Genomic DNA, 21,084 nt, shown 5'->3' with positions numbered 1-21,084 from the left:
CCTTAAGCTGCGTGAAACGAGCCGGGCAGAGAAAAACTCAGCAACTAATTGGCCCGAAAGGAGTCAAAGTGACTAGTATCCCTGGAGAGTTTTTATGCGTAATAAACGGTTATTGCGGTCAGGTAGTTTGCTGTTAATTTCCCTGCTGCTGGCGGGCTGCGCCAGCGTGCCGGATTCCGTCAAAGGGCATTCGCCTACGCCGCAGCAGGATTTGGCGCGGGTGCTGAATGCGCCGCAGCTGTATGTCGGCCAGGAGTCGCGCTTTGGCGGCAAGGTGGTGAAGGTCACCAATCAGAACGGCTCGACCCGGCTGGAGATTGCCGCCATGCGGCTGGACGATTTTGCGCGTCCGCTGCTGGGCAGTCCGTCGATTGGCCGTATTTATGCGGATATCAACGGCTTTGTCGATCCTGTCGACCTCAATAATCAGATGGTGACGGTTGTCGGTACGATCAAAGGCACGGAAAAGGGCGAAATCGGCCAGGCGAGCTACCAGTTTGTCACGGTCGCCGTGACGGGCTATCAGCGCTGGCGCCTGACGCAGCAGGTTGTTTCACCGCAGCCGCCGATGGATCCCTGGATCTGGTATGGCCCGCCGCGCGGTCGCCATCGTGGCGGCTACTGGGGCCCGCCGCCGGGAATGATGTTCTATAATCCAGGGCCAGCGGAAGTGCAAACTATCCTGACCGAATAGCGCTCAGACCGAGCGTTACAGACCCGACGGCTGGTTTCCGGCCGTCGGGTTATTTTTTGGCTTCTCAAAACGAGAAGAAATTAGTGATATGCTTCGCAACCTCAAAACGGAACGGGCCAGCAAACTGGTACGCTGAGTTAATATAATGTTAACAGATGGAGCAGTTAAGAGGTTGTGATGACGACAACGTTGAGTTTCCGAGGTGTTTCCTTGAATAAGGTTTGGCTGAACCGCTACCCTGCAGATGTTCCCGCAGAAATCGATGCCGATCGTTATCCTTCCCTGATCGATCTTTTCGAACACGCCGCTAACCGTTATGCCGACAGGCCCGCCTTTATGAACATGGGCCAGGCGATGACCTATCGTAAACTGGAAGAGCGCAGCCGGGCTTTCGCCGCCTATCTCCAGCAGGGACTGGGACTGAAAAAGGGCGATCGCGTCGCGCTGATGATGCCCAACCTGTTGCAGTATCCGATTGCGCTGTTTGGCGTTCTGCGTGCAGGCATGATAGTTGTTAACGTCAATCCACTCTATACGCCGCGCGAGCTGGAGCACCAGCTTAACGACAGCGGCGCCAGCGCCATCGTCATCGTGTCAAACTTCGCCCATACGCTGGAAAAAGTGGTAGCGAAAACGCAGCTTAAGCACGTGATCCTGACCCGGTTGGGCGACCAGCTTTCCCCGGCTAAGGGCACGCTGGTTAATTTTGTGGTGCGCTATATCAAGCGGATGGTGCCGAAATACCATCTGCCGGGCGCTATCTCCTTCCGTCGCGTGCTGCAAGAAGGCTACCGGATGCAGTATGTCCGGCCTGCGATCGTGAACGACGATCTGGCTTTTTTGCAGTATACGGGCGGGACGACAGGCGTGGCGAAAGGGGCGATGCTGACCCATCGCAATATGCAGGCCAACCTGGAGCAGACCAAGGCGACCTATGGCTCGCTGCTGAAAGCGGGCGAAGAAACGGTAGTGACCGCCTTGCCGCTTTATCATATTTTCGCGCTGACGGTGAACTGCCTGCTGTTTATCGATCTGGGCGGGGCGAACCTGCTGATCACCAATCCGCGCGATATTCCGGGGCTGGTGAAAGAGCTGGCGAAAAACCGCTTTACCGCCATTACCGGCGTCAACACGCTTTTTAACGCGCTGTTGAACGACAAAGACTTCCAGCAGCTGGATTTTTCCAGCCTGTCGCTATCGGCGGGCGGCGGCATGGCCGTGCAGAAAGCCGTTGCCGAACGCTGGGAGAAGCTTACCGGTCATTATCTGCTGGAAGGTTACGGCCTGACGGAGTGTTCGCCGCTGGTTTCGGTGAATCCTTACGATATCCGTTACCACAGCGGCAGCATCGGCCTGCCGGTGCCGTCGACCGATATCCGCATCGTGGACGGCGAGGGTAACGAGGTAGCGCCGGGCGAACCGGGCGAGCTTTGCATTAAAGGGCCGCAGGTTATGCCGGGCTACTGGAATCATCCGCAGGCCACCGGCGAGGTGCTGAAAAACGGCTGGCTGCACAGCGGCGACATTGTTACCGTCGATGCGGAAGGATTTATTCGCATCGTCGATCGGAAAAAAGATATGATTCTGGTTTCCGGTTTTAACGTTTATCCTAATGAGATCGAAGATGTGGCTATGCTGCATCCCAAAGTGCGCGAGGCGGCGGCGGTAGGCGTTCCTGATGCGGTAGCAGGCGAGACGGTGAAGATCTGCGTGGTAAAAAAAGACGCCTCGCTGACCAAAGAAGAGTTAATCGCCCACTGTAAGAAGCATCTGACCGGATATAAAATTCCTAAGATTGTCGAATTCCGCGACGAGCTGCCGAAAACCAACGTCGGCAAAATTTTGCGCCGCGAGCTGCGCGACGCGTCGGCAAAAACGACGCCGTAGCCGTAGTCAGGCGCACGCCAGTAACTTCTACGCCGGTTAAGCCGGCGTTTTTATTGAACCACACTGAGGCACAAGAAGCCGCAGCGAGAGGATCACCTTGAATTACACCATGATAACCACCAACGAGGCGCTGGCCGAAGTGTGCCAGGCCGCCCGTCAGGTTCCCGCCGTGGCGCTGGACACCGAGTTTGTTCGCACCCGCACCTATTATCCCGGCCTTGGACTGATTCAGCTGTTTGACGGCGAGCGGGTTTCACTGATCGATCCGCTGCCCATCAGCGAATGGACGCCGTTTCGTGAGCTGCTCCTCGATCAAAACGTCATTAAATATCTGCACGCGGGCAGCGAGGATTTGGAAGTTTTCCTGCATGAGTATGGCGTGCTGCCGGAACCGATGATTGATACGCAAATCCTGGCTGCTTTCACCGGCCGGCCGCTCTCCTGCGGTTTTGCCACCATTGTGGAATCTTTTACCGGCATCGCGCTGGATAAGAGCGAATCGCGCACCGACTGGCTGGCGCGTCCGCTGACGGAAAAGCAGTGCCACTATGCCGCCGCGGACGTCTGGTATCTGCTGCCGATTGCGCAGAAACTGATGGCGGAAGCCGAAGCGGCCGGTCGGCTCAACGCCGCGCTGAACGAGTGTGGCCTGCTGTGTCAGCGTCGCCGTACCGTTGTGGTGCCGGAAGAGGCCTGGCGCGACATCGCCAATGCCTGGCAGCTGCGTCCTCGCCAGCTTGCCGCGCTGCGCCTGATGGCCGCATGGCGTCTGGAGCTGGCGCGTGAAAAAGACATGGCCGTGAATTTTGTGGTGCGGGAAGAGAACCTCTGGAAGGTGGCGCGGTATATGCCGGGTTCGCTGGGCGAACTGGATCACCTTGGCCTGGGCGGCCAGGAAATACGATTCCACGGCAAGGCGCTGGTGGCGATGGTGGCGCAGGCCAATGCGTTGCCGGAAAGCGAACTGCCAGAGCCGGTCGCTAACCTGATCGACAATCCCGCCTATAAAAAAGTCTTTAAAGCGCTGAAGGCACTAATGGCGGAAGCGGCGGAGAAAAACGGCGTCAGTCAGGAACTGCTGGCCTCGCGGCGGCAGATTAATCAGCTGCTGAACTGGCACTGGAAGCTGAAACCGATGGGGACGCCGGAGCTGCTCGACGGCTGGCGGGGCGATCTGCTGCGCGACGACATTCTGGCGTTGCTGGCAGACTACTAACGACGCGGGCTGCCCGCAGCCCTTTTCCCCTGCAAACAGGCAGGGGAAAGTCAGGCGTGGCAAAGGCTCATTTCGGGGTTTCTTCTGCCTCAGGCAGCGTCACGTTAAGCTCCAGAATGGAGATATCGTCATCTTTCTGATCCAGTTTAACGCTCAGCATTTCCGGATCGATCTTCACGTATTTGCAGATAACTTCCAGAATGTCTCTTTTCAGCTGCGGCAGATAGTGAGGCTCGGCGTCGCCCCTCCTGCGCTCCGCCACGATAATCTGCAGCCGTTCCTTGGCTATATTGGCTGTGCTTTTTTTACGGGATAAAAAGAAATCAAGTAAGGCCATGTTTTATCCCCCAAACAGGCGTTTCAGGAAACCCTTCTTCTCTTCTTCAATGAAGCGGAAGGGACGTTCTTCACCCAGAAGACGATCGACGGTATCGGCATAGGCTTTGCCCGCGTCGGAATCGATATCCAGAATGACCGGTTCGCCCTGGTTAGATGCGCGCAGCACGGACTGATCTTCAGGGATCACGCCCGCCAGCGGAATGCGCAGGATCTCCAGCACGTCTTCCATGCTCAGCATATCGCCGCGGCTAACGCGCCCCGGATTGTAACGGGTGAGCAGCAGATGTTCTTTAATCGGATCCTGACCGTTTTCCGCGCGGCGAGACTTGGAAGAGAGAATGCCGAGAATACGGTCGGAGTCGCGGACAGAGGAGACTTCCGGGTTGGTGGTGATAATCGCTTCGTCAGCGAAATAGAGCGCCATCAGCGCGCCGGTTTCAATACCCGCCGGTGAATCGCATACGATGAAATCAAACGCCATCGTGGCTAAATCGTTAAGCACTTTTTCCACGCCTTCGCGGGTCAGGGCATCTTTGTCACGCGTCTGTGAAGCAGGCAGGATAAACAGATTTTCAGTACGCTTATCTTTAATCAGCGCCTGATTAAGCGTGGCGTCACCCTGGATGACGTTAACGAAATCGTAGACTACCCGGCGCTCACAGCCCATGATCAGGTCGAGATTTCGCAGACCGATATCGAAATCGATCACGACGGTTTTTTTACCTTTCTGGGCTAAACCGGTAGCGATGGCCGCGCTGGACGTGGTTTTGCCCACGCCTCCTTTACCCGATGTAACAACAATAATGCGTGCCATATAATAATTTTCCTTAAGAAAAGAAAGGGCTCGTGAGCCTGGCTCAGTTCAGTGTCTGTATAGTCAGGGCGCCATCTTTTAAGCAAAGACGTGACGCTTTTCCAAAAAATTCAGCAGGGATTTGGTCCATAATCCAGTACTCACCGGCAATGGACACTAACTCTGCGGATAAATTCGTGCAAAAAATCTGGCAGTCGCGATCGCCGCCGGCCCCGGCTAAGGCCCGGCCGCGCATCATGCCATAGATATGGATATTGCCGTCGGCTATCAGTTCGGCACCCGCGCTGACGCTGCTGGTGACGATCAGGTCGCTGTTTTTCGCGTATATTTGCTGGCCAGAGCGAACGGGCGCGTTGATGACGCGCGTTCTGGCCGCCGGGATCTCAACGGGCTTAGCCGGCTCCGGCGCTTCAGGCGCGGGCTTTTGTTCTTTGCCTTCAGACAGCAGCGGCAGGCCGGCGCGCACAATCATGCGCTTGAGCGCCTCGTCTTTGCAGCCGCTGACGCCGACAATATGCAGGCCGGTCGACGCGATAGCCTGCTGCATCTGCCGCCAGTTAACCTCGCTGGTTAAGGTGGAAACATTCAGCACAACCGGCGCGTTTTTCAGGAAAGCGGGAGCCTGGCTGACTTTATCCTGAAGCGCCTGGCGCACCACATCCGCATCGTGGTGGTGTAAGTGAACTACAGACAGAGTAAAACTGCTGCCCTTTAACTCGATTGGCGTTTGTGACATCTGTCCCGCTCAGTCCTGTTATTTCAAATCCCGGCGAAATCTCCGTCAGAGTGACGGTTAATCGCGCCCGGACGATATTCCGAAGTTCAGCAAGCATGTTATAGTTACTGCTATATTCAGGCAAGCCACCGACCAGGTTAATTCGAGTAAAAAATATGTTTTGTGTGATCTACAGAAGTCCTAAACGTGACCAGACTTATCTTTATGTTGAAAAAAAAGACGATTTCTCGCGCGTGCCTGCTGAACTGCTTCAGGGATTTGGTAAACCCCAGCTGGCGATGGTCCTGCCGCTGGACGGCAGTAAACGCCTGGCCAATGCGGACCAGGCAAAAGTGAAAACGGCGCTGCTGGAGCAAGGTTATTATTTACAGGTGCCGCCGCCGATGGAAAGTCTGCTTAAGATGCATCTGGAAAAAGGTAAAAAAGATTAATTAGGAATCATCTGCAAGCTATTTTCCCACCGCTTTTCTTCCCGCCGGATATTATTGACGGCGGGAAGCACGTAAAAAGGGCCTTTTATGAAGCAACCTCTCTTCACCACGCTTATTTTTTCCCTGCTGCTGGCCGGCTGTGCCAGCAAGAACAGTAAAGCCCTTGAGAAAAAAAACGCCGCGCCGGCGCAGCAGAAAACCACGCTGGCCGCAACCGGGCGCGATCCGGCGGAGTTTCCCGCCTATGTCGAGGAGCTTAAGCGCCAGGCGCGGGAGCAGGGCATAGATGCCGCCACTATCGACACTGCCTTCAGCAATATTCATTTCGTCGACCGCGCTATTTCTGCCGACCGTAACCAGTTAGAAAAGAAAGTCACGCTGGACGACTATCTGACGCGCGTGCTGCCGGAATGGAAAAAGCAGCGTGCGCGCGAAAACTTCCAGCAGTATTTGCCGCAGCTGCAAACGGCCAGCCAGCGTTATGGCGTGCAGCCGGAATATATAGTGGCGCTTTGGGCGATGGAAAGCAGCTTCGGCAAAATCCAGGGAAAAGAAGAGATCGTCTCTGCGCTCTCTACGCTGGCTTTTGAAGGACGCCGCGAAGCCTTCTTCACTAAAGAGCTGATGGCGGCGCTGCGGATTATTCAGCAGCAGCATATCAGCGCGGCGCAGATGAAGGGCTCCTGGGCTGGCGCGATGGGGCAGAATCAGTTTATGCCTTCTTCTTTCCTGCGCTACGGCGCGGACGGCGACGGCGACGGGCAAATCGATATCTGGAATAACGTGGAGGATGTGTTTGCTTCTACGGCCAACTATCTGGCAACGGAAGGCTGGAAGCCCGGCGGGCGCTGGGGCCAGGAGGTGATCCTGCCGGTCGATTTTGCTAAAGCGCAGGCAGGGCTGAAAACCGACCAGGCGAAATCGGTTGGCGACTGGCAAAAACTGGGCGTACGCTTCAGCGATGATGCGCCGCTGCCGGATAATGCGCAGCGCAGCTGGATTATTTTGCCCGACGACGCGCCGGGCCGGGCCTTTATGGTTTACGACAACTTCCGCGTCATTATGCACTGGAACCGATCATATTATTTCGCCATCAGTATCGGCATGATGGCCGACGCCATTTCTCAACAGGATGTGGTCCACTGACCACTCACGCAAACAGGCAGGGGAACAGTATGTATCAGCATCATAACTGGCAGGGCGCTTTATTAGATTACCCGGTGAGCAAAGTGGTCTGCGTAGGCAGCAACTATGCAAAACATATTAAAGAGATGGGCAGCGCGACGCCTGCTGAGCCTGTCCTGTTTATCAAGCCGGAAACCGCGCTGTGCGATCTTCGTCAGCCGCTGTCGATCCCGAAAGATCTGGGCGCGGTGCATCATGAAGTTGAGCTGGCAGTGTTGATTGGCGCCACGCTGAAACAGGCAACGGAAGAGCACGTGGCGAAAGCTATTGCAGGCTACGGCGTGGCGCTGGATTTAACGCTGCGTGACGTGCAGGCCGGCTGTAAAAAAGCGGGACAGCCGTGGGAAAAAGCGAAAGGCTTCGACAATTCCTGCCCGGTTTCCGGTTTTATTGCCGCCAGCGAGCTGGGCGCCGATCCGCAGGATATCGAGCTAAAGCTGATCGTCAATGGCGAAGTGCGTCAGCAGGGTTCCACTGCGGATATGATCCATAAAATCCTGCCGCTGATTGCCTATATGAGTAAGTTCTTCACGCTGCGCGCGGGCGATATTATCCTGACCGGCACGCCTGAAGGCGTTGGCCCGATGACCTCTGGCGATACGCTGGAAGTGTCGCTGGGCGGACGCGGCGTGGCGACGCGCGTGCTGTAAGACTTGCAACTCAGGCCCGAACTGTTTATAAGGTGCGGGCTTTTAACTAAACAGGACAGCAAAATGAGTGATACCCCTTTCTGGCAGCAAAAGACGCTGGAGCAAATGAGCGATGAGGAATGGGAATCCCTGTGCGACGGCTGTGGCCAGTGCTGTCTGAACAAGCTGCAGGATGCCGATACGGATGAAATCTACTTCACTAACGTCGCCTGCAATCAGCTGAATATTAAAACCTGCCAGTGCCGTAACTACGAACGCCGCTTTGAGCTGGAAGAAGACTGTATCAAGCTGACGCGCGATAACCTGCCGACGTTTTCCTGGCTGCCGCCGAGCTGTGCTTACCGGGTGCTGGCCGAAGGTAAGAATCTGCCCGTCTGGCATCCGTTGCGCAGCGGCAGCAAGGCGGCGATGCACGCGGTACGTATTTCTGTTCGCCATATTGCCGTGCGCGAAAGCGAAGTGCAGGACTGGGAAGATCACATCATCAATAAGCCGCGCTGGTACGGTAAATAGACTAACGGGCTGACAGATGTCTTCAGTTCCGGCTGCCGCTACCTGACTACGCAGTTTAGGTTTTGCCTATCTCAATGAGAATCAGCACCGCCTGGATAAGTTACGTCACTCTGCAAATAATCAGGGTATGACTACATACCGTGTGAGAGTGGGTTTCCATAACCCTTCAGCCCTGACTTTCAGGCAGCTTGATGAAATATTGGAACAGCAGAGGTTCTGGAGAACAGCATCGCGCAGCGCTACGTTTCGTTATTTTATGGAATATGAATACGAATCAGAGGTACGCGATCTGTGTGAGGTTTGTGAACTCGCCTACTCCCAGGCCTGTAAGGTTAAAAAATGCCCTTTGGTCATGGTCGTCGAGGAGACGAGCGAGGAAAAAACGCTTGCTGACATGCAGCAATAGCTGTCCTGCTGCGCACTCTAACGATAAGAGCGCAGACTGACTGCGGGACAGTTGTCCCGCTCTGTTTCTAAGCCCGGCTGTTATCCCCATTCCGTAAGATGAGCCGGCTTGCTTTTTAGCACGCTTAAAACAAGCCCACGACGCATTAGCGTTGCGCTTCGTCATTTGGCCTTTTCACTGCTTCAGGGTCTGTCTTCAGGCCATTTCTGACCTTTCCATGGACTGATTGGGGTGTATGGTAGACGGCAATACGTTGTTAGCTGCCAAAATCAGCTCGCCGTCTGGCCTGACCGCACATTTGTGCCCAATACAGCCAGACGACGGCAATACGTTGTTGCAGTGCAAATCAGCCGTTCGCATAGTTTCGCCCAAGAAAGTTAAACGAAAACAGCTTGTTAGTGAGCAGTCTGTCCACAGATATTCGCAAAGAACGACAAGGTAACCAGCGAGGTAGGGTAATTCGTCTGTTTCATTGGTGTTTTCTTAAATATCAAAATGTAATTTTTTGTTTCTTGCACCTTTGGGGTTATTCTTATTCCATTAGATAAATTATTATCCCTGAACGGAAAAAATCACGCGCCCTATATTTAAATTTGTACACGTCGGTGTGCTTGTATAATTTTTTATTAAGCGAAGCGGTTAACACTTTTGCAAATACAAAGCTTTTATCTACTCTTAATTATGCAACACGAAATTCCCGGCGTAAAAGCCGGTTGCCAATTAACTAATGAAGTTTGTATTCAGGAGGAGATTATGGCTGAACATCGTGGCGGTTCTGGAAACTTTGCAGAAGACCGTGAAAAAGCCTCTGAGGCAGGTAAAAAAGGCGGTCAAAATAGCACAGGTAATTTTGCTAACGACCGTGAAAAAGCATCAGAAGCAGGCAAGAAAGGGGGTGAGCATAGCCACGGCGGCGGACGCAAGTCTGAATAAAAGCGAACGGAAATTTATCTCTTAATATGCCAGCCCCGGCATTTAATGCCGGGGTTAAATTTATTTATACAGGTAAATTCTCTATCTGAACTTTATAAAAAATGAAGTTATTAGTCTTTTTATAGACTTTCTTTTGAGCCTGCTTACCCCGCCAGTATTCTTCCAGATAAGGTATAAGTTCAAAAAACAGGATCCCGGCCAGAACACAGGCAATATATGCGTCAGGTAAAGGATCGGCTCGCTGATGAAGATCGAAGCGGGCAGGCTCTGCGCCCAGGCCAAACAGCGCCAGAAACTGCGACCAGTGTCGCGAAATCACCAGCAACAGCGCCATTAACGGCACCATCTCCAGAAAACTGTGGATATGCTGCTCTACGGGCGATACGCGCCGGGTGGTTACGGCATAGCTGACATCCCACAATGCTGTCGCTTCGTGGCAGAAGAACATCACGATCATAAAGCCAATCACCAGCGCATTGATATCCAGGAAAAGCGCAGCGAGAAGCGGGGCGCCCATCTCCAGAAACATCAGAAGATGAATAAAGGTTTCTTTCAGCCCGGCGGTAGTCTCTATGTTTGTGGCTCTGTGGCATAAATAGTCGGCGAAACCGGCAATAAGCCAGACGGGCAGCACAAAATAAAGCAGCACCATCATCTGCGGATCAAAATTTTGCATGGCGACGGCTCATCGGTGTAAGAATGCATAAAGCATAGCCATACAAAACAGAGATGCCAGAATAATGCGCTGTTTCCGGAGTAATGACAGGTTTGCATTATTTCTGAGGTAGGGCAGAAAAGTCGGCTAATTAAACTCAGGGTGCGCCGCGCTAAACGTTAAGTAAGCTATTATTCAGTAGATGTTGATGCCGCTCCAGGTATTGCCCGCAGTTTACTCAATAAGGAACACCAGATGCTCACTTCTACAATGGATAGTTATATTCGCAAGGTAAAAATGAAACCGATCCTTCTTTCCATGCTTGCCGTGGCACTTGCTTTGCCACAGCTTGCTTTGGCGGATATTAAATGCGGGCCTTTTCGTCTGGCCGGGCAGACGGCGAACGGCAGTTGGGCGACCGTGGACGGCGTAAAAACCCGCAGGCAGCAGGTCAGCTGGCTGCAGCAGAAAGGCGATGTCGACAATGTGAAAATGCACTGGACCGTGGCTGCTACCAAATTTCAGGGCGATTACGGGATGACATACCTGAATAAGGCGGGTAGCGCCACGCTTGACGTTGAGGTATTGCGCAGCAGCCGCAGCCAGATAAAAATTTCCGGTTCGTACGACTGTCGTAAGATCGATTAGCGTCTGGCATCCGTCAAGGGCAGTGCGCTACCGGCTTGATTTCCTTTGCTATGCTTAAAATCTTTACCCTTAACCGGGAGGTAAAGCGTTATGCATCGCAGAGAGTTTATCGGTTGCGGAGGCGCACTGGTCGCCCTTTCGCTTATGTCTTCCACACCTGCCGCCGCAGCGGCCTCCGAAGCTTCGACACCGCCTCAGCTTGATAAACCCGTTCTGAAACTGAAAGGGATCGCTATTGGCGAAGGTCAGCCCAAAGTAATTATCCCAACCACTGACAGCAGCGAAAAGGCGGTTTTAGCCTTCGTTGATAAGATTGCGGACAGAAGCGATTTTCATATGCTGGAGCTAAGGCTCGATCCGCTGGACAACGTTGACGATACCGACGCGATGGCGGCTTTAACGCGGCAGGTGTTCTCGCGTCTTGGCGACAAGCTATTGCTGCTGACGTTTCGCACCAAAGCCGAAGGCGGCAAGAAAGCCATCAGCGATCGGAAGTATGCCGCGCTGTATCACGCCTTACTGACGGCTGGCCAGTTCGATCTGCTGGATATTGAAATGTACCGCGACAGCACGCTGACCGATCCGCTGATCGGGCTGGCGCATCAACAGGGTAAACATATCATTCTCTCCAGCCATGAGCTGCACGCTACGCCTTCCGCTCAGGAAATTATCGCCCGCCTGAGCGAGCAGCAGCGGCGCGGCGCGGATGTGTTGAAGCTGGCGGCGATGCCGAAAGGCCCGGAAGACGTGCTGACCCTGCTTAACGCTACGCTGGATATGCATCAGCACTATGCGCAGCGCCCGCTGTTAACGATGTCGATGGGTGAAACGGGCGTGCTGTCACGCATGAGCGGAGAACTGTCCGGTTCGGCGCTGACTTTCGCTATGTTTGGCGACGCTTCGGCGTCGGGGCAGGTTGACGTGCAGGATCTGGGAAAGGTGTTGGAGGTGGTACATAAAGGAATGCGTTCATAAGGCAGCTACAGGCACATCCTGACGTTCTGAGCAGATCGTTTCCGATGCGGCCTGTAGCCTGGGGGCGGGACGCAAAGCGTCGCCACCCCGTACTGCATTAAGCGGTGACGGTGACCACTGAGACGTTCGTGGTTACCTGGTTGGTGGTCACGGTGGCGTCCACGGCACCGACCTGTCCCTTGATCACGCAGCGATACTGGCCGGCATCGGCGGTAGTCACGGCTGCTTTGCTCCAGGTGGCGCTTTTCGCATTGGCGATATTCGTCCAGGTAGTGCCGTTGGTCGACTTCTGCCACTGCCAGGTTGCGGCATCCTTAGCCGCAACGGTCAGATTTAACGTGCCGCCCGCCGCGACGGAAACCGTGGCTGCCGGCTGGGTGTCAATCTGCGGCGTAAAGGCGTAATAAGGCATCGCGTATTCAATTCCGTTGATGTTAATGCGCATCCACTGCCGCGGTTTAGATTGCTCAACCGGCACGGTAGTCGAGGCCTGGGAGCGAGTACTGATCCCGGCAACATCATCCTGTGCGCCAAAACCGGCCAGGCCGTTGTTCATCGACATCCGCGCCTGCGCCGCCACGCCGCCTTCCGGCGCTGCGCTCTGCGTCACGCCGCTTGGCGTAAACCTTGCCCAGCTGCCGTTATCTTCGCGCATTTCACCAGTGCCGCGAACGTGCACGCCATATTCGGCAATGGTATCAGGCAGCTTGACCCACAGGCCCGGCAGGATATCGTTAAAATCCTGAGGGATATACTGCACTTCGCTAATACCCGGCGTGCCTTCCATCCAGTAGCTTACTGCCGGAACCGAGCCCGCGCCACGCGCTACGTGGATATGCAGCGTACCGGCTGCACGGTCGTTCTGGATCGGCATGGCGGTGTCGCCACCGATGCCGCCGTAGGTACTGCGGCAGTCCACCTCAATTTTCCAGTGGCTGCCGGTTTTCGGCATCCGAAACGTACCGATATTCAACCAGCGCTGGCTGCTGTCAATGGTGCCGCGCAGCACGCCGCTCAGCCACTGCGCGCGCAGCGGATGGTCCAGATAGGTGCCGCTGTTTTGAAACAGCGACATGCCCATTTCATACCCGGAGAGTCTGGCGACAATATCGCTGCCGTCCGGGTTTTTCGGATAGCTGAACCAGGTTGCGCTGCCTGGCGCAGAAGTGCGGTCGTACTCCACGCCGGTCGGATTTGACCATTGCGACATAATAACGCGTGAATTAAAGAACACGGCATCGTAGGTAGAGGACTCAATGCTCAGCGCTTCAATCAGCCACTGGCCGTTGTTGATATCCATCGGAACGGCGCTGTGTTCGATCCAGCCGTTACGGATCAGGCCCTGACCATGACGAGGGATCCAAATAGCTGGCGCGTAGCAGTACTGGAAGTTAAATTCCGTAAGCTCAATCGCCGTGGAGTGATCCCAGGCGCCGGACGGACGGTTGCTCCAGCCTACCTTAATCACCGGGCCCGCCACGCGGCTGCAGTAAATCTGGGTGAATTTACTGTCAAGACTGTCGAGGTAGTAAATCGCCGCTTCACCGGTATTGCTGGCTTTAAAGTAGGAGACGTTGGCAAAGGTGCCGCCCACGCATTCGTTAGTGATAAACGGCTGTTTATTGGAGGCGGTATCGTTAAACACGCCCACCGTTGCGCCAATCAGCATATTGGTTTTTTCGTCCTGCTTCACCGTTTGCTGGCCTTCCCACTCAATGCCGTAGATGGAAAAGTAGCGGTGGTTCAGCGCCAGCACGGCCGAAGCGGATTTGTCAGAGATAATACGCGTGCCGATCTGCTTGCCGAAGCTGGTGGTCACGCCGCGCATCACGAAATCGCCGGCGGCGAAGTAGCCGCTTGGGTTATAAGGCAGTTCCGAATGGTTGGCCGGGATTTTGTCGCCATAGGTGCGCAAGTCGAGCGGCTTAACCAGGTAGGTGCCCGTGCCGAAACGGATACCGACTTTGCTGGAAAGGCCGTCGGTAAAGCCGCGGGCGAAGCTGCCGGTCATAAATTCATACATCGCCTTAACGGCAGGCGCGCAGTCAACCTTGCCGCCCGGTACGGCGCCGAAGTCATGAACGGTTAACGCTTCAATATCGCTGTCGCGACGCCAGTGGTACGCGCCGCCGTTGCTGGCGATAAAGCCGCCGTCGTCCGCCGCCGCGACCAGATAACCGGTAAACCAACCTTCGCCGAAGGTGACAGAGCGGTCGCCGGCAGCGCGGGCATTCCAGGAGCTCAGGAAAACGCGTTCGCCTTCAGCGGCAGGTTTGCGAGCACGCAGCGCGGCGAATGAAGCAACTTCATTAAAAATCAGTGTATCAGCCATAATGTTTCCATCCTTTGTTAGTGAGTTTTTAACTGTATGTTTATACAGTAACTGCACTGTATTCCTTTGGTGAAGAATTGGCAATAGTGTTTTTTATTATTTATTTCATATATTTACGCGATTAACTCGTTACGATTTAATAAGCGGCGTGATATTAACTTAACAATATTTCTTATGTTTTAAGCAGGTTAAAAAAGGGGAGGTAAACGGTGAAATGACGTTCTGAACCCGGCCTGGCTTTAAGGTGCCGGAGGGAGAAAGACAAAAAAATCCCCTGAGCGCGTGACTTCAGGGGAGGCGGGTTCAGGACTGAGGCTGACCGACAGGGCCGCTGCCGCCCGGTGCGCCCGGAGGCTGCTGTCCACTCGGCGGCGCCGGCGGCGGGCTGTGCGTATCATTGGCGCCCCAGTGGGCGCAGCCGGAGAGTAGCGTAACGGAAAAAGCAAAGGAGAGGGCTAACGCAATGTTTTTCATAGTTTCCCTTTTCGCATCGAAGTATGCCTAAAGCGTAGCCGCCTTGTTAAGGGCTGACAACGCGGCCTGCGGGAAAAGGCAAAGCCCGGCCGCCCGCAGACAACGGGCACGACCGGGAGGAGGAGTGCGTTTAGCGGGAAAAAAGATCGCGTTTTTTCGGCGTGAAAAACTGCGCAAGCAGCACCAGCAGGGCGACAACGAGGTAGGCGGCAAAGATAATCGTCATCCACTGCGGCATACCCAGCGAAAACAGCGACCACTGATTTTCCGCACAGTCGCCCGTCGCAACGAATACCGACGGCAGCCACTTATCAAGAGGCAGCCACTGCGGGAAGCGGGCGGCGAAATCACAGGTGGTAAAAGGATTCGGATGCAGCTGGATCATCGTATGCTCCCATGCCAGACGCACGCCTTCCACGGCGCTATAGATCCAAATCAGGATCGCCACCCAGCGCAACGGCGTTTTGGGGGCAATAGCGCCCACCAGCGCAGCGCCAAGAATACCGAACAGGGCGCAGCGTTCGTAAATACACATCACGCAGGGCTTTAGCAGCATCACGTGCTGGAAATAGAGCGCAACCATCTCCAGAGCAAAAGCCGTCAGCGCCATCAGCAACCAGGCGCCGCGACCACGAGAACGGCTATTAAAATAGTGCAACATAATCAATCCCTGTAATAAGCGTTGAACCGGCAGTGTAAACCAAAAGGGCTGCCGTGCCAGCCACTATGCGGTAAATTTACGCTGCTAAATACGGCGCGGCTTAGCCGCTGTGTAAAAAAATGTATCGCTTCGACGGCGCGCTGAAAGCGGCCACGGCTTAATAACGTAAATCAAGGGCTTAATTTCAGGAGAAATGCGATTTCGGCAGCGTTTTACGCTTTCGTCAGTCTAGGTGACGGCTAAGCCATCTGGTATGATGAGCCGAATTTTTGCAGCCCTGAACGCAACGGAAACAATACGCTATGGTTATTAAGGCCCAGAGCCCTGCGGGCTTCGCTGAAGAATATATTATCGAAAGTATCTGGAACAGCCGCTTCCCGCCGGGGTCAATTCTGCCTGCTGAGCGCGAGCTGTCAGAGCTGATCGGCGTGACCCGCACCACGCTGCGTGAGGTGCTGCAGCGCCTGGCGCGCGACGGCTGGCTGACCATTCAACACGGCAAGCCGACCCGGGTAAATAATTTCTGGGAAACCTCGGGCTTAAGCATCCTTGAAACGCTGGCGCGTCTCGATCATGACAGCGTGCCGCAGCTTATCGACAGCCTGCTTTCGGTTCGCACCGATATTTCCTCCGTATTTATTCGCCGCGCTATCCGTATTCATCCGGATAAAGCTGAGGCGGTTCTGGTCACCGCGCAGCAGGTAGAAGACAAGGCGGAAGCCTATACCGAGCTGGATTACAATATCTTTCGCGGGCTGGCTTTTGCCTCCGGTAATCCTATCTACGGCCTGATCCTTAACGGGCTGAAAGGGCTGTACACCCGCGTAGGCCGTCACTATTTTTCAAATCCGGAAGCGCGTCGCGTGGCGCGTGAATTCTATCAGCAGCTGCTGACGATTTGTCAGGCCCAGCAGCTGGACAAGATTGTGGAAACGGTGCGCGATTACGGCCATCGCAGCGGTGAAATCTGGCACGGCATGCAAAACACCATGCCCGCTGAATCCGGCATACGTCGTTAGTATTCCTGTAAAATCTCTGGATAAGCCGTAAAAAAGCCGGTCTTCAGCACCGGCTTTTCAGGTTATTACAGGGAAGTGGGGCGGGGCGGACAGCGGTCGAGGATTTCCGTGCTGCCGTCGTCATTTTGCTGCTCCAGATGGACATCAAAGCCCCACAGGCGATGCACGTGCTTCAACACTTCGCGGCGGCTCTTATCCAGCGGCGCGCGGCTATGCGGCACGTAGCGCAGCGTTAATGAGCGATCGCCGCGCAGATCGACATCATAAACCTGAATATTAGGCTCCAGGTTGCTTAAATTATACTGCGCGGAAAGCTGCTGACGGATCGCCCGATAGCCCGCCTCGTCATGGATAGCGGCAATTTCCAGGAAGTTATTGCGATCGTCATCCATCACCGTAAACAGGCGGAAATCCCGCATGATTTTGGGCGACAGGAACTGGCTGATAAAGCTCTCGTCCTTGAACTCGCGCATCGCGAAGTGCAGCGTTTCCAGCCAGTCTGAACCGGCAATATCCGGGAACCAGTAACGATCTTCTTCCGTCGGCTCCTGACAGATGCGCTTGATATCCTGAAACATGGCGAAGCCCAGCGCGTAAGGGTTAATACCGTTATACCACTGGCTGTTATAGGGCGGCTGATAAACCACGTTGGTATGGCTGTGCAGAAACTCCAGCATAAAGCGCTCGCTGACTTTGCCCTCGTCATACAGATGATTAAGGATGGTGTAGTGCCAGAAGGTCGCCCAGCCCTCGTTCATCACCTGCGTCTGCTTCTGCGGATAAAAATACTGGCTGACTTTACGCACGATACGCAGGATTTCTCGCTGCCACGACTCCAGCAGAGGCGCGTTTTTTTCCATAAAATAGAGCAGGTTTTCCTGCGGCTCGTTGGGATAGCGTGCTGCTTCGGTATGGGTCGCCTCCGCTTCGCGACGCGGCAGCGTGCGCCACAGCATGTTCACCTGGCTTTGCAGATACTCTTCGCGGCTGCGCTGACGGGCCTTCTCCTCCTGCAAGGAGATCTTTTGCGGGCGCTTGTAGCGATCGACGCCATAGTTCATCAGCGCATGGCAGGAATCCAGCAGCCGTTCGACTTCCTCCACGCCGTAGCGCTCTTCACACTCGCTGATATAGTTACGGGCGAAAATCAGGTAGTCAACGATAGAGCTGGCATCCGTCCAGCTGCGGAACAGGTAGTTATTTTTAAAAAAGGAGTTATGGCCATAGCAGGCGTGCGCCATCACCAGCGCCTGCATAGTGATGGTATTTTCCTCCATCAGATAGGCGATACACGGATTGGAGTTAATGACGATTTCATAAGCCAGGCCCTGCTGACCGTGCTTATAGCGCTGTTCGGTTTCGATAAATTTTTTACCGAATGACCAGTGCGCGTAGTTGATGGGCATCCCGACGCTGGAATAAGCGTCCATCATCTGTTCAGAAGTGATGACTTCGATTTGATGCGGATAGGTATCAAGGCGATAGAGTTTGGCGACGCGGTCAATTTCTGCAAGGTAGACGTCCAGTAGATCGAACGTCCAGTCGGGACCGTCGCTGAGTCGTTGGCTGTTCGTAATGGACTCATCAAAGATAGTCGTCATAGCGCACCCCTTTTTTAAAACCGGTTTTCGACGTTACATCAGTAGCGACAAACATCCGTTTTCATTACGACCTGCCATGACGCTGCCGCCATCGGAACAGGCCTGGAATTGAAGCCAGTAACTCAATGATAGTTCACTCTCTCCGATCGCTCAGGGGAATACAATGGAAATCTTCGGCAGAAAATAGAGCGGAAGCCGGAAAATCATTTTAACGTCAGGCAAAGCGCAAAAAATAATAATCCGGACAGGATAATATCCTGTATATAAGCGGAAAATATGGCGTAATCATATTCTGCTGCGGAAAGGAATAAATAGCGCCTTCATGATTATTTGCTGCTGCCGTCGCAACTATTGCAATATTAAACTCCGATTTATCATCGGCATCTTGTTTTTATTCCCGCCCAGGGTAAAAAAGAAGGGCAATATTTTTACAGGGCGTCCGCTGTCATCCCGCAGCTTTTTTCACCGCAGCGGCCGCCTGTATCCAGTGTATTCATCTTTAAGAAATCGGCGGTGGAGTAGCGATGCGAGTTGTCATTCTGGGAAGTGGCGTGGTGGGCGTGGCCAGCGCCTGGTATCTGGCCCAAAGCGGGCATGAGGTGACGGTTATCGACCGTCAGCCCGACGTGGCGCTGGAAACCAGCGCGGGCAACGCGGGACAAATTTCGCCCGGCTATGCGGCACCGTGGGCGGCGCCCGGCGTGCCGCTGAAGGCGATAAAATGGATGTTTCAGCGTCATGCGCCGCTGGCTATCCGCCCGGACGGCAGCCGTTTCCAGCTGGCCTGGATGTGGCAAATGCTGCGTAACTGCGATATGCGCCACTATCAGGAAAATAAAAGCCGCATGGTGCGCATCGCCGAGTACAGCCGCGACTGCATGAAGGCACTGCGCCATGAGACGGGTATTGCCTATGAGGGACGCCAGGGTGGAACGCTGCAGCTTTTCCGCACCGCGCAGCAGTTTGAAAGCGCCACCAAGGATATTGCGGTATTAAAAGAAGCGGGCGTGCCCTATGAACTGCTGGAAGCCAGCCAGCTGGCCGAAGCGGAACCCGCGCTGGCGACGACCAGGCATCTGCTGACCGGCGGTCTGCGCCTGCCTAACGACGAAACCGGCGACTGTCAGCTGTTTACTCGTCGGCTGGCGGAGATGGCGAAGGCGGCAGGCGTGACTTTCCGCTTTAATACGCCCGTCGACGCGCTGCTGCAGGAGCATAACCAGATTGTTGGCGTGAAATGCGGCGCTGAGATCGTGACGGCGGACGCGTACGTAGTGGCGTTCGGCTCTTATTCCACTTCGCTGCTCCGCGACATTATCGCTATCCCTGTTTATCCGCTGAAAGGCTATTCGCTGACTATCCCGATTACCAATCCGGAGGCAGCGCCCGTTTCCACGGTGCTGGACGAAACCTATAAAGTGGCGATTACGCGTTTTGATAACCGGATCCGCGTGGGCGGCATGGCGGAGATCGTCGGCTTCAATACCAAACTGCTGCCCGCCAGACGCGAAACGCTGGAGATGGTGGTGCGGGATCTCTATCCGCAGGGCGGCGATCTCGCCCAGGCGACGTTCTGGACCGGGCTGCGTCCGATGACCCCGGACGGCACGCCGATTGTCGGCCGCACGCCGTTTAAAAATCTTTATCTGAATACCGGTCACGGAACGCTCGGTTGGACCATGGCCTGCGGCTCCGGACAGCTGCTTTCTGATATTATCTCAGGACGCGCTCCGGCGATTGCCGCTGACGATTTATCGGTTATGCGCTATCTGCCGGGATTTCTGCCCACTACAGGCCCAATACTGCACGGCGCGCGCTAGTTTCCGCTTATAACAGGAGAAGTTATGTCTCGTCCTATTGTCGCAACTATCGACACCAGCGCGTTGCGGCATAACCTGGCCGTCGCCCGCCAGGCTGCTCCTCGCTCCCACGTCTGGTCGGTGGTAAAAGCCAACGCCTACGGACACGGTATCGCTCGCGTCTGGCAAAGCCTGTCAGAGACCGACGGTTTTGCGCTGCTGAATCTTGAAGAGGCTATTCTGCTGCGCGAAAGCGGCTGGAATAAGCCCATCCTGCTGCTGGAAGGTTTTTTCCATGCGGACGAGCTGCCGATTCTGGATCGCTACCGGCTGACCACCAGCGTGCACAGCAACTGGCAGATCCAGGCGCTGGCGAAGGCGAAGCTTTCCGCGCCGCTGGATATTTACCTGAAAATGAACAGCGGCATGAACCGTCTTGGCTTTCAGCCCGCGCTGGTACAGCAGGTGTGGCACAAGCTTAAAACGCTGCCGAACGTTGGCGAGATCACGCTGATGGCGCATTTTGCCGAAGCGGAAAGCAATGAAGGCGTGACGGCGCCGATGGCGCGCATCAATCAGGCGGCGGAAGGGCTGAACTGCCCGCGCTCGCTGGCGAATTCGGCGGCGACGCTGTGGCACAGCCACACCCATTACGACTGGGTGCGTCCGGGCATTATCCTCTATGGCGCTTCGCCAAGCGGCGACTGGCAGGATGTCGCCAGCAGCGGGCTACGGCCGGCCATGACGCTGAACGGTGAAATCATCGGCGTCCAGTCGCTCAGGCGCGGCGATGGCGTAGGGTATGGCGCACGCTACCGCGCCAGCGACGAGCAGCGTATCGGCATCGTTGCCTGCGGCTATGCCGACGGCTATCCGCGCCATGCGCCAACCGGCACGCCGGTTTGGGTTGATGGCGTCAGAACGCAGATTGTCGGCGCGGTTTCCATGGATATGATCACGGTGGATTTGACGCCCTGCCAGCAGGCGGGCATCGGTACTCAGGTGGAGCTGTGGGGTAACAACATCAAAATCGACGAGGTGGCAAAAGCGGCCGGTACGGTAGGCTATGAGCTGATGTGCGCGCTCGCGCCTCGCGTACCGGTAAACGTCGTTTAA

General features: G+C 55.0%; 22 protein-coding genes. 14 read left to right on the top strand and 8 right to left on the bottom strand.

The features are described 5' to 3' along the window. Positions 1-94: 94 nt before the first annotated feature. The 3 genes from ACA373_RS05385 to rnd all read left to right on the top strand — a co-directional run bounded on the left by ACA373_RS05385 (position 95) and on the right by rnd (position 3,797). Complete coding sequence (locus tag ACA373_RS05385) at positions 95-694, top strand: Slp family lipoprotein (RefSeq protein ID WP_253453674.1); 600 nt, start codon at positions 95-97, stop codon at positions 692-694. Between the two features lie 210 nt (positions 695-904). Further along, positions 905-2,581 (top strand): long-chain-fatty-acid--CoA ligase FadD, encoded by a 1,677-nt coding sequence (gene fadD, locus ACA373_RS05380; protein WP_253453677.1) that lies wholly within the window; start codon positions 905-907, stop codon positions 2,579-2,581. Positions 2,582-2,690: 109 nt separating this feature from the next. After that, positions 2,691-3,797, top strand: a complete 1,107-nt coding sequence (rnd, locus tag ACA373_RS05375) for a ribonuclease D (protein ID WP_253460948.1) — start codon at positions 2,691-2,693, stop codon at positions 3,795-3,797. Between the two features lie 67 nt (positions 3,798-3,864). On the opposite strand, the gene minE is transcribed toward rnd, so the two are convergent. From minE to minC, 3 genes are read right to left on the bottom strand one after another with little or no spacing between them, the layout of a single operon-like run. Then, complete coding sequence (gene minE / locus ACA373_RS05370) at positions 3,865-4,134, bottom strand: cell division topological specificity factor MinE (protein WP_253453681.1); 270 nt, start codon at positions 4,132-4,134, stop codon at positions 3,865-3,867. 3 nt (positions 4,135-4,137) lie between these two features. Beyond that, entirely contained in the window at positions 4,138-4,950 is an 813-nt protein-coding gene (gene minD, locus ACA373_RS05365) for a septum site-determining protein MinD (protein ID WP_125287791.1), read from the bottom strand. A 43-nt stretch (positions 4,951-4,993) separates the two neighbouring features. After that, complete coding sequence (minC, locus tag ACA373_RS05360) at positions 4,994-5,686, bottom strand: septum site-determining protein MinC (protein ID WP_253453685.1); 693 nt, start codon at positions 5,684-5,686, stop codon at positions 4,994-4,996. A gap of 155 nt (positions 5,687-5,841) precedes the next feature. On the opposite strand from minC, the gene ACA373_RS05355 reads away from it, so the two are divergent. The 6 genes from ACA373_RS05355 to ACA373_RS05330 all read left to right on the top strand — a co-directional run bounded on the left by ACA373_RS05355 (position 5,842) and on the right by ACA373_RS05330 (position 9,804). Continuing rightward, positions 5,842-6,117 carry a YcgL domain-containing protein gene (locus ACA373_RS05355; protein ID WP_253453688.1) on the top strand — a complete coding sequence of 92 codons (276 nt, stop codon included), beginning with the start codon at positions 5,842-5,844 and terminating at the stop codon, positions 6,115-6,117. A gap of 87 nt (positions 6,118-6,204) precedes the next feature. Next, positions 6,205-7,263, top strand: a complete 1,059-nt coding sequence (locus ACA373_RS05350) for a lytic transglycosylase domain-containing protein (protein ID WP_253453691.1) — start codon at positions 6,205-6,207, stop codon at positions 7,261-7,263. A gap of 29 nt (positions 7,264-7,292) precedes the next feature. Beyond that, positions 7,293-7,952 (top strand): fumarylacetoacetate hydrolase family protein, encoded by a 660-nt coding sequence (locus tag ACA373_RS05345; RefSeq protein ID WP_370734108.1) that lies wholly within the window; start codon positions 7,293-7,295, stop codon positions 7,950-7,952. A 63-nt stretch (positions 7,953-8,015) separates the two neighbouring features. After that, positions 8,016-8,465 (top strand): YcgN family cysteine cluster protein, encoded by a 450-nt coding sequence (locus ACA373_RS05340; RefSeq protein ID WP_370734107.1) that lies wholly within the window; start codon positions 8,016-8,018, stop codon positions 8,463-8,465. 127 nt (positions 8,466-8,592) lie between these two features. Next, positions 8,593-8,871, top strand: a complete 279-nt coding sequence (locus tag ACA373_RS05335; protein ID WP_253460951.1) for a hypothetical protein — start codon at positions 8,593-8,595, stop codon at positions 8,869-8,871. A 753-nt stretch (positions 8,872-9,624) separates the two neighbouring features. Beyond that, positions 9,625-9,804, top strand: coding sequence for a general stress protein (locus tag ACA373_RS05330; protein ID WP_370734106.1), 180 nt, complete (start codon positions 9,625-9,627; stop codon positions 9,802-9,804). A 64-nt stretch (positions 9,805-9,868) separates the two neighbouring features. Here ACA373_RS05330 and ACA373_RS05325 read toward each other — a convergent pair whose 3' ends face one another. Further along, on the bottom strand, positions 9,869-10,480 hold the full coding sequence (locus tag ACA373_RS05325; protein ID WP_370734105.1) for a diguanylate cyclase: 612 nt from the start codon (positions 10,478-10,480) through the stop codon (positions 9,869-9,871). A gap of 234 nt (positions 10,481-10,714) precedes the next feature. Between ACA373_RS05325 and ACA373_RS05320 the strand changes: the two genes are divergently transcribed. Both ACA373_RS05320 and aroD read left to right on the top strand, forming a co-directional pair. Further along, positions 10,715-11,107, top strand: coding sequence for a hypothetical protein (locus tag ACA373_RS05320; protein WP_253453704.1), 393 nt, complete (start codon positions 10,715-10,717; stop codon positions 11,105-11,107). A 90-nt stretch (positions 11,108-11,197) separates the two neighbouring features. Further along, entirely contained in the window at positions 11,198-12,082 is an 885-nt protein-coding gene (gene aroD / locus ACA373_RS05315) for a type I 3-dehydroquinate dehydratase (protein WP_301252780.1), read from the top strand. A 97-nt stretch (positions 12,083-12,179) separates the two neighbouring features. Here the strand turns inward: aroD and ACA373_RS05310 are convergent, their stop codons facing one another. The 3 genes from ACA373_RS05310 to dsbB form a co-directional block, all read right to left on the bottom strand. Next, a complete protein-coding gene (locus ACA373_RS05310) occupies positions 12,180-14,414 on the bottom strand; it encodes a hypothetical protein (protein WP_301252779.1) in 2,235 nt (744 codons plus the stop codon). Between the two features lie 303 nt (positions 14,415-14,717). Continuing rightward, positions 14,718-14,888, bottom strand: coding sequence for a hypothetical protein (locus ACA373_RS05305; protein WP_253453713.1), 171 nt, complete (start codon positions 14,886-14,888; stop codon positions 14,718-14,720). Between the two features lie 130 nt (positions 14,889-15,018). Beyond that, complete coding sequence (dsbB, locus tag ACA373_RS05300; RefSeq protein ID WP_253453716.1) at positions 15,019-15,549, bottom strand: disulfide bond formation protein DsbB; 531 nt, start codon at positions 15,547-15,549, stop codon at positions 15,019-15,021. Positions 15,550-15,851: 302 nt separating this feature from the next. Between dsbB and fadR the strand changes: the two genes are divergently transcribed. Then, positions 15,852-16,568 (top strand): fatty acid metabolism transcriptional regulator FadR, encoded by a 717-nt coding sequence (gene fadR / locus ACA373_RS05295; RefSeq protein ID WP_253453719.1) that lies wholly within the window; start codon positions 15,852-15,854, stop codon positions 16,566-16,568. Between the two features lie 65 nt (positions 16,569-16,633). On the opposite strand, the gene ACA373_RS05290 is transcribed toward fadR, so the two are convergent. After that, positions 16,634-18,169: a SpoVR family protein gene (locus tag ACA373_RS05290; protein ID WP_253453721.1), complete on the bottom strand. Its 1,536-nt coding sequence runs from the start codon at positions 18,167-18,169 to the stop codon at positions 16,634-16,636. A 524-nt stretch (positions 18,170-18,693) separates the two neighbouring features. On the opposite strand from ACA373_RS05290, the gene ACA373_RS05285 reads away from it, so the two are divergent. Next, positions 18,694-19,989 (top strand): D-amino acid dehydrogenase, encoded by a 1,296-nt coding sequence (locus tag ACA373_RS05285; protein ID WP_253453724.1) that lies wholly within the window; start codon positions 18,694-18,696, stop codon positions 19,987-19,989. A gap of 24 nt (positions 19,990-20,013) precedes the next feature. Next, entirely contained in the window at positions 20,014-21,084 is a 1,071-nt protein-coding gene (dadX, locus tag ACA373_RS05280) for a catabolic alanine racemase DadX (RefSeq protein ID WP_301252776.1), read from the top strand.

Source organism: Erwinia sp. STN24 (genome assembly GCF_041320675.1).
GTDB classification, from domain to species: domain Bacteria; phylum Pseudomonadota; class Gammaproteobacteria; order Enterobacterales; family Enterobacteriaceae; genus Erwinia; species Erwinia aeris.
The sequence above is the reverse complement of the archived record's forward strand: the minus strand, read 5'-3'. Positions and strand labels throughout refer to the sequence as shown.

What these genes read in the sequence shown, in the direction of transcription:
- fadR (WP_253453719.1), top strand. Translation starts at nt 15,852, where the DNA reads ATGGTTATTAAGGCCCAGAGCCCTGCGGGCTTCGCTGAAGAATATATT.
- dadX (WP_301252776.1), top strand. Translation starts at nt 20,014, where the DNA reads ATGTCTCGTCCTATTGTCGCAACTATCGACACCAGCGCGTTGCGGCAT.
- ACA373_RS05310 (WP_301252779.1), bottom strand. Translation starts at nt 14,414, where the DNA reads ATGGCTGATACACTGATTTTTAATGAAGTTGCTTCATTCGCCGCGCTG.
- minD (WP_125287791.1), bottom strand. Translation starts at nt 4,950, where the DNA reads ATGGCACGCATTATTGTTGTTACATCGGGTAAAGGAGGCGTGGGCAAA.
- rnd (WP_253460948.1), top strand. Translation starts at nt 2,691, where the DNA reads ATGATAACCACCAACGAGGCGCTGGCCGAAGTGTGCCAGGCCGCCCGT.
- ACA373_RS05350 (WP_253453691.1), top strand. Translation starts at nt 6,205, where the DNA reads ATGAAGCAACCTCTCTTCACCACGCTTATTTTTTCCCTGCTGCTGGCC.
- ACA373_RS05285 (WP_253453724.1), top strand. Translation starts at nt 18,694, where the DNA reads ATGCGAGTTGTCATTCTGGGAAGTGGCGTGGTGGGCGTGGCCAGCGCC.
- ACA373_RS05340 (WP_370734107.1), top strand. Translation starts at nt 8,016, where the DNA reads ATGAGTGATACCCCTTTCTGGCAGCAAAAGACGCTGGAGCAAATGAGC.
- ACA373_RS05355 (WP_253453688.1), top strand. Translation starts at nt 5,842, where the DNA reads ATGTTTTGTGTGATCTACAGAAGTCCTAAACGTGACCAGACTTATCTT.
- ACA373_RS05330 (WP_370734106.1), top strand. Translation starts at nt 9,625, where the DNA reads ATGGCTGAACATCGTGGCGGTTCTGGAAACTTTGCAGAAGACCGTGAA.
- ACA373_RS05290 (WP_253453721.1), bottom strand. Translation starts at nt 18,169, where the DNA reads ATGACGACTATCTTTGATGAGTCCATTACGAACAGCCAACGACTCAGC.
- minE (WP_253453681.1), bottom strand. Translation starts at nt 4,134, where the DNA reads ATGGCCTTACTTGATTTCTTTTTATCCCGTAAAAAAAGCACAGCCAAT.
- ACA373_RS05305 (WP_253453713.1), bottom strand. Translation starts at nt 14,888, where the DNA reads ATGAAAAACATTGCGTTAGCCCTCTCCTTTGCTTTTTCCGTTACGCTA.
- dsbB (WP_253453716.1), bottom strand. Translation starts at nt 15,549, where the DNA reads ATGTTGCACTATTTTAATAGCCGTTCTCGTGGTCGCGGCGCCTGGTTG.
- ACA373_RS05325 (WP_370734105.1), bottom strand. Translation starts at nt 10,480, where the DNA reads ATGCAAAATTTTGATCCGCAGATGATGGTGCTGCTTTATTTTGTGCTG.
- ACA373_RS05335 (WP_253460951.1), top strand. Translation starts at nt 8,593, where the DNA reads ATGACTACATACCGTGTGAGAGTGGGTTTCCATAACCCTTCAGCCCTG.
- aroD (WP_301252780.1), top strand. Translation starts at nt 11,198, where the DNA reads ATGCATCGCAGAGAGTTTATCGGTTGCGGAGGCGCACTGGTCGCCCTT.
- ACA373_RS05385 (WP_253453674.1), top strand. Translation starts at nt 95, where the DNA reads ATGCGTAATAAACGGTTATTGCGGTCAGGTAGTTTGCTGTTAATTTCC.
- ACA373_RS05320 (WP_253453704.1), top strand. Translation starts at nt 10,715, where the DNA reads ATGCTCACTTCTACAATGGATAGTTATATTCGCAAGGTAAAAATGAAA.
- minC (WP_253453685.1), bottom strand. Translation starts at nt 5,686, where the DNA reads ATGTCACAAACGCCAATCGAGTTAAAGGGCAGCAGTTTTACTCTGTCT.
- ACA373_RS05345 (WP_370734108.1), top strand. Translation starts at nt 7,293, where the DNA reads ATGTATCAGCATCATAACTGGCAGGGCGCTTTATTAGATTACCCGGTG.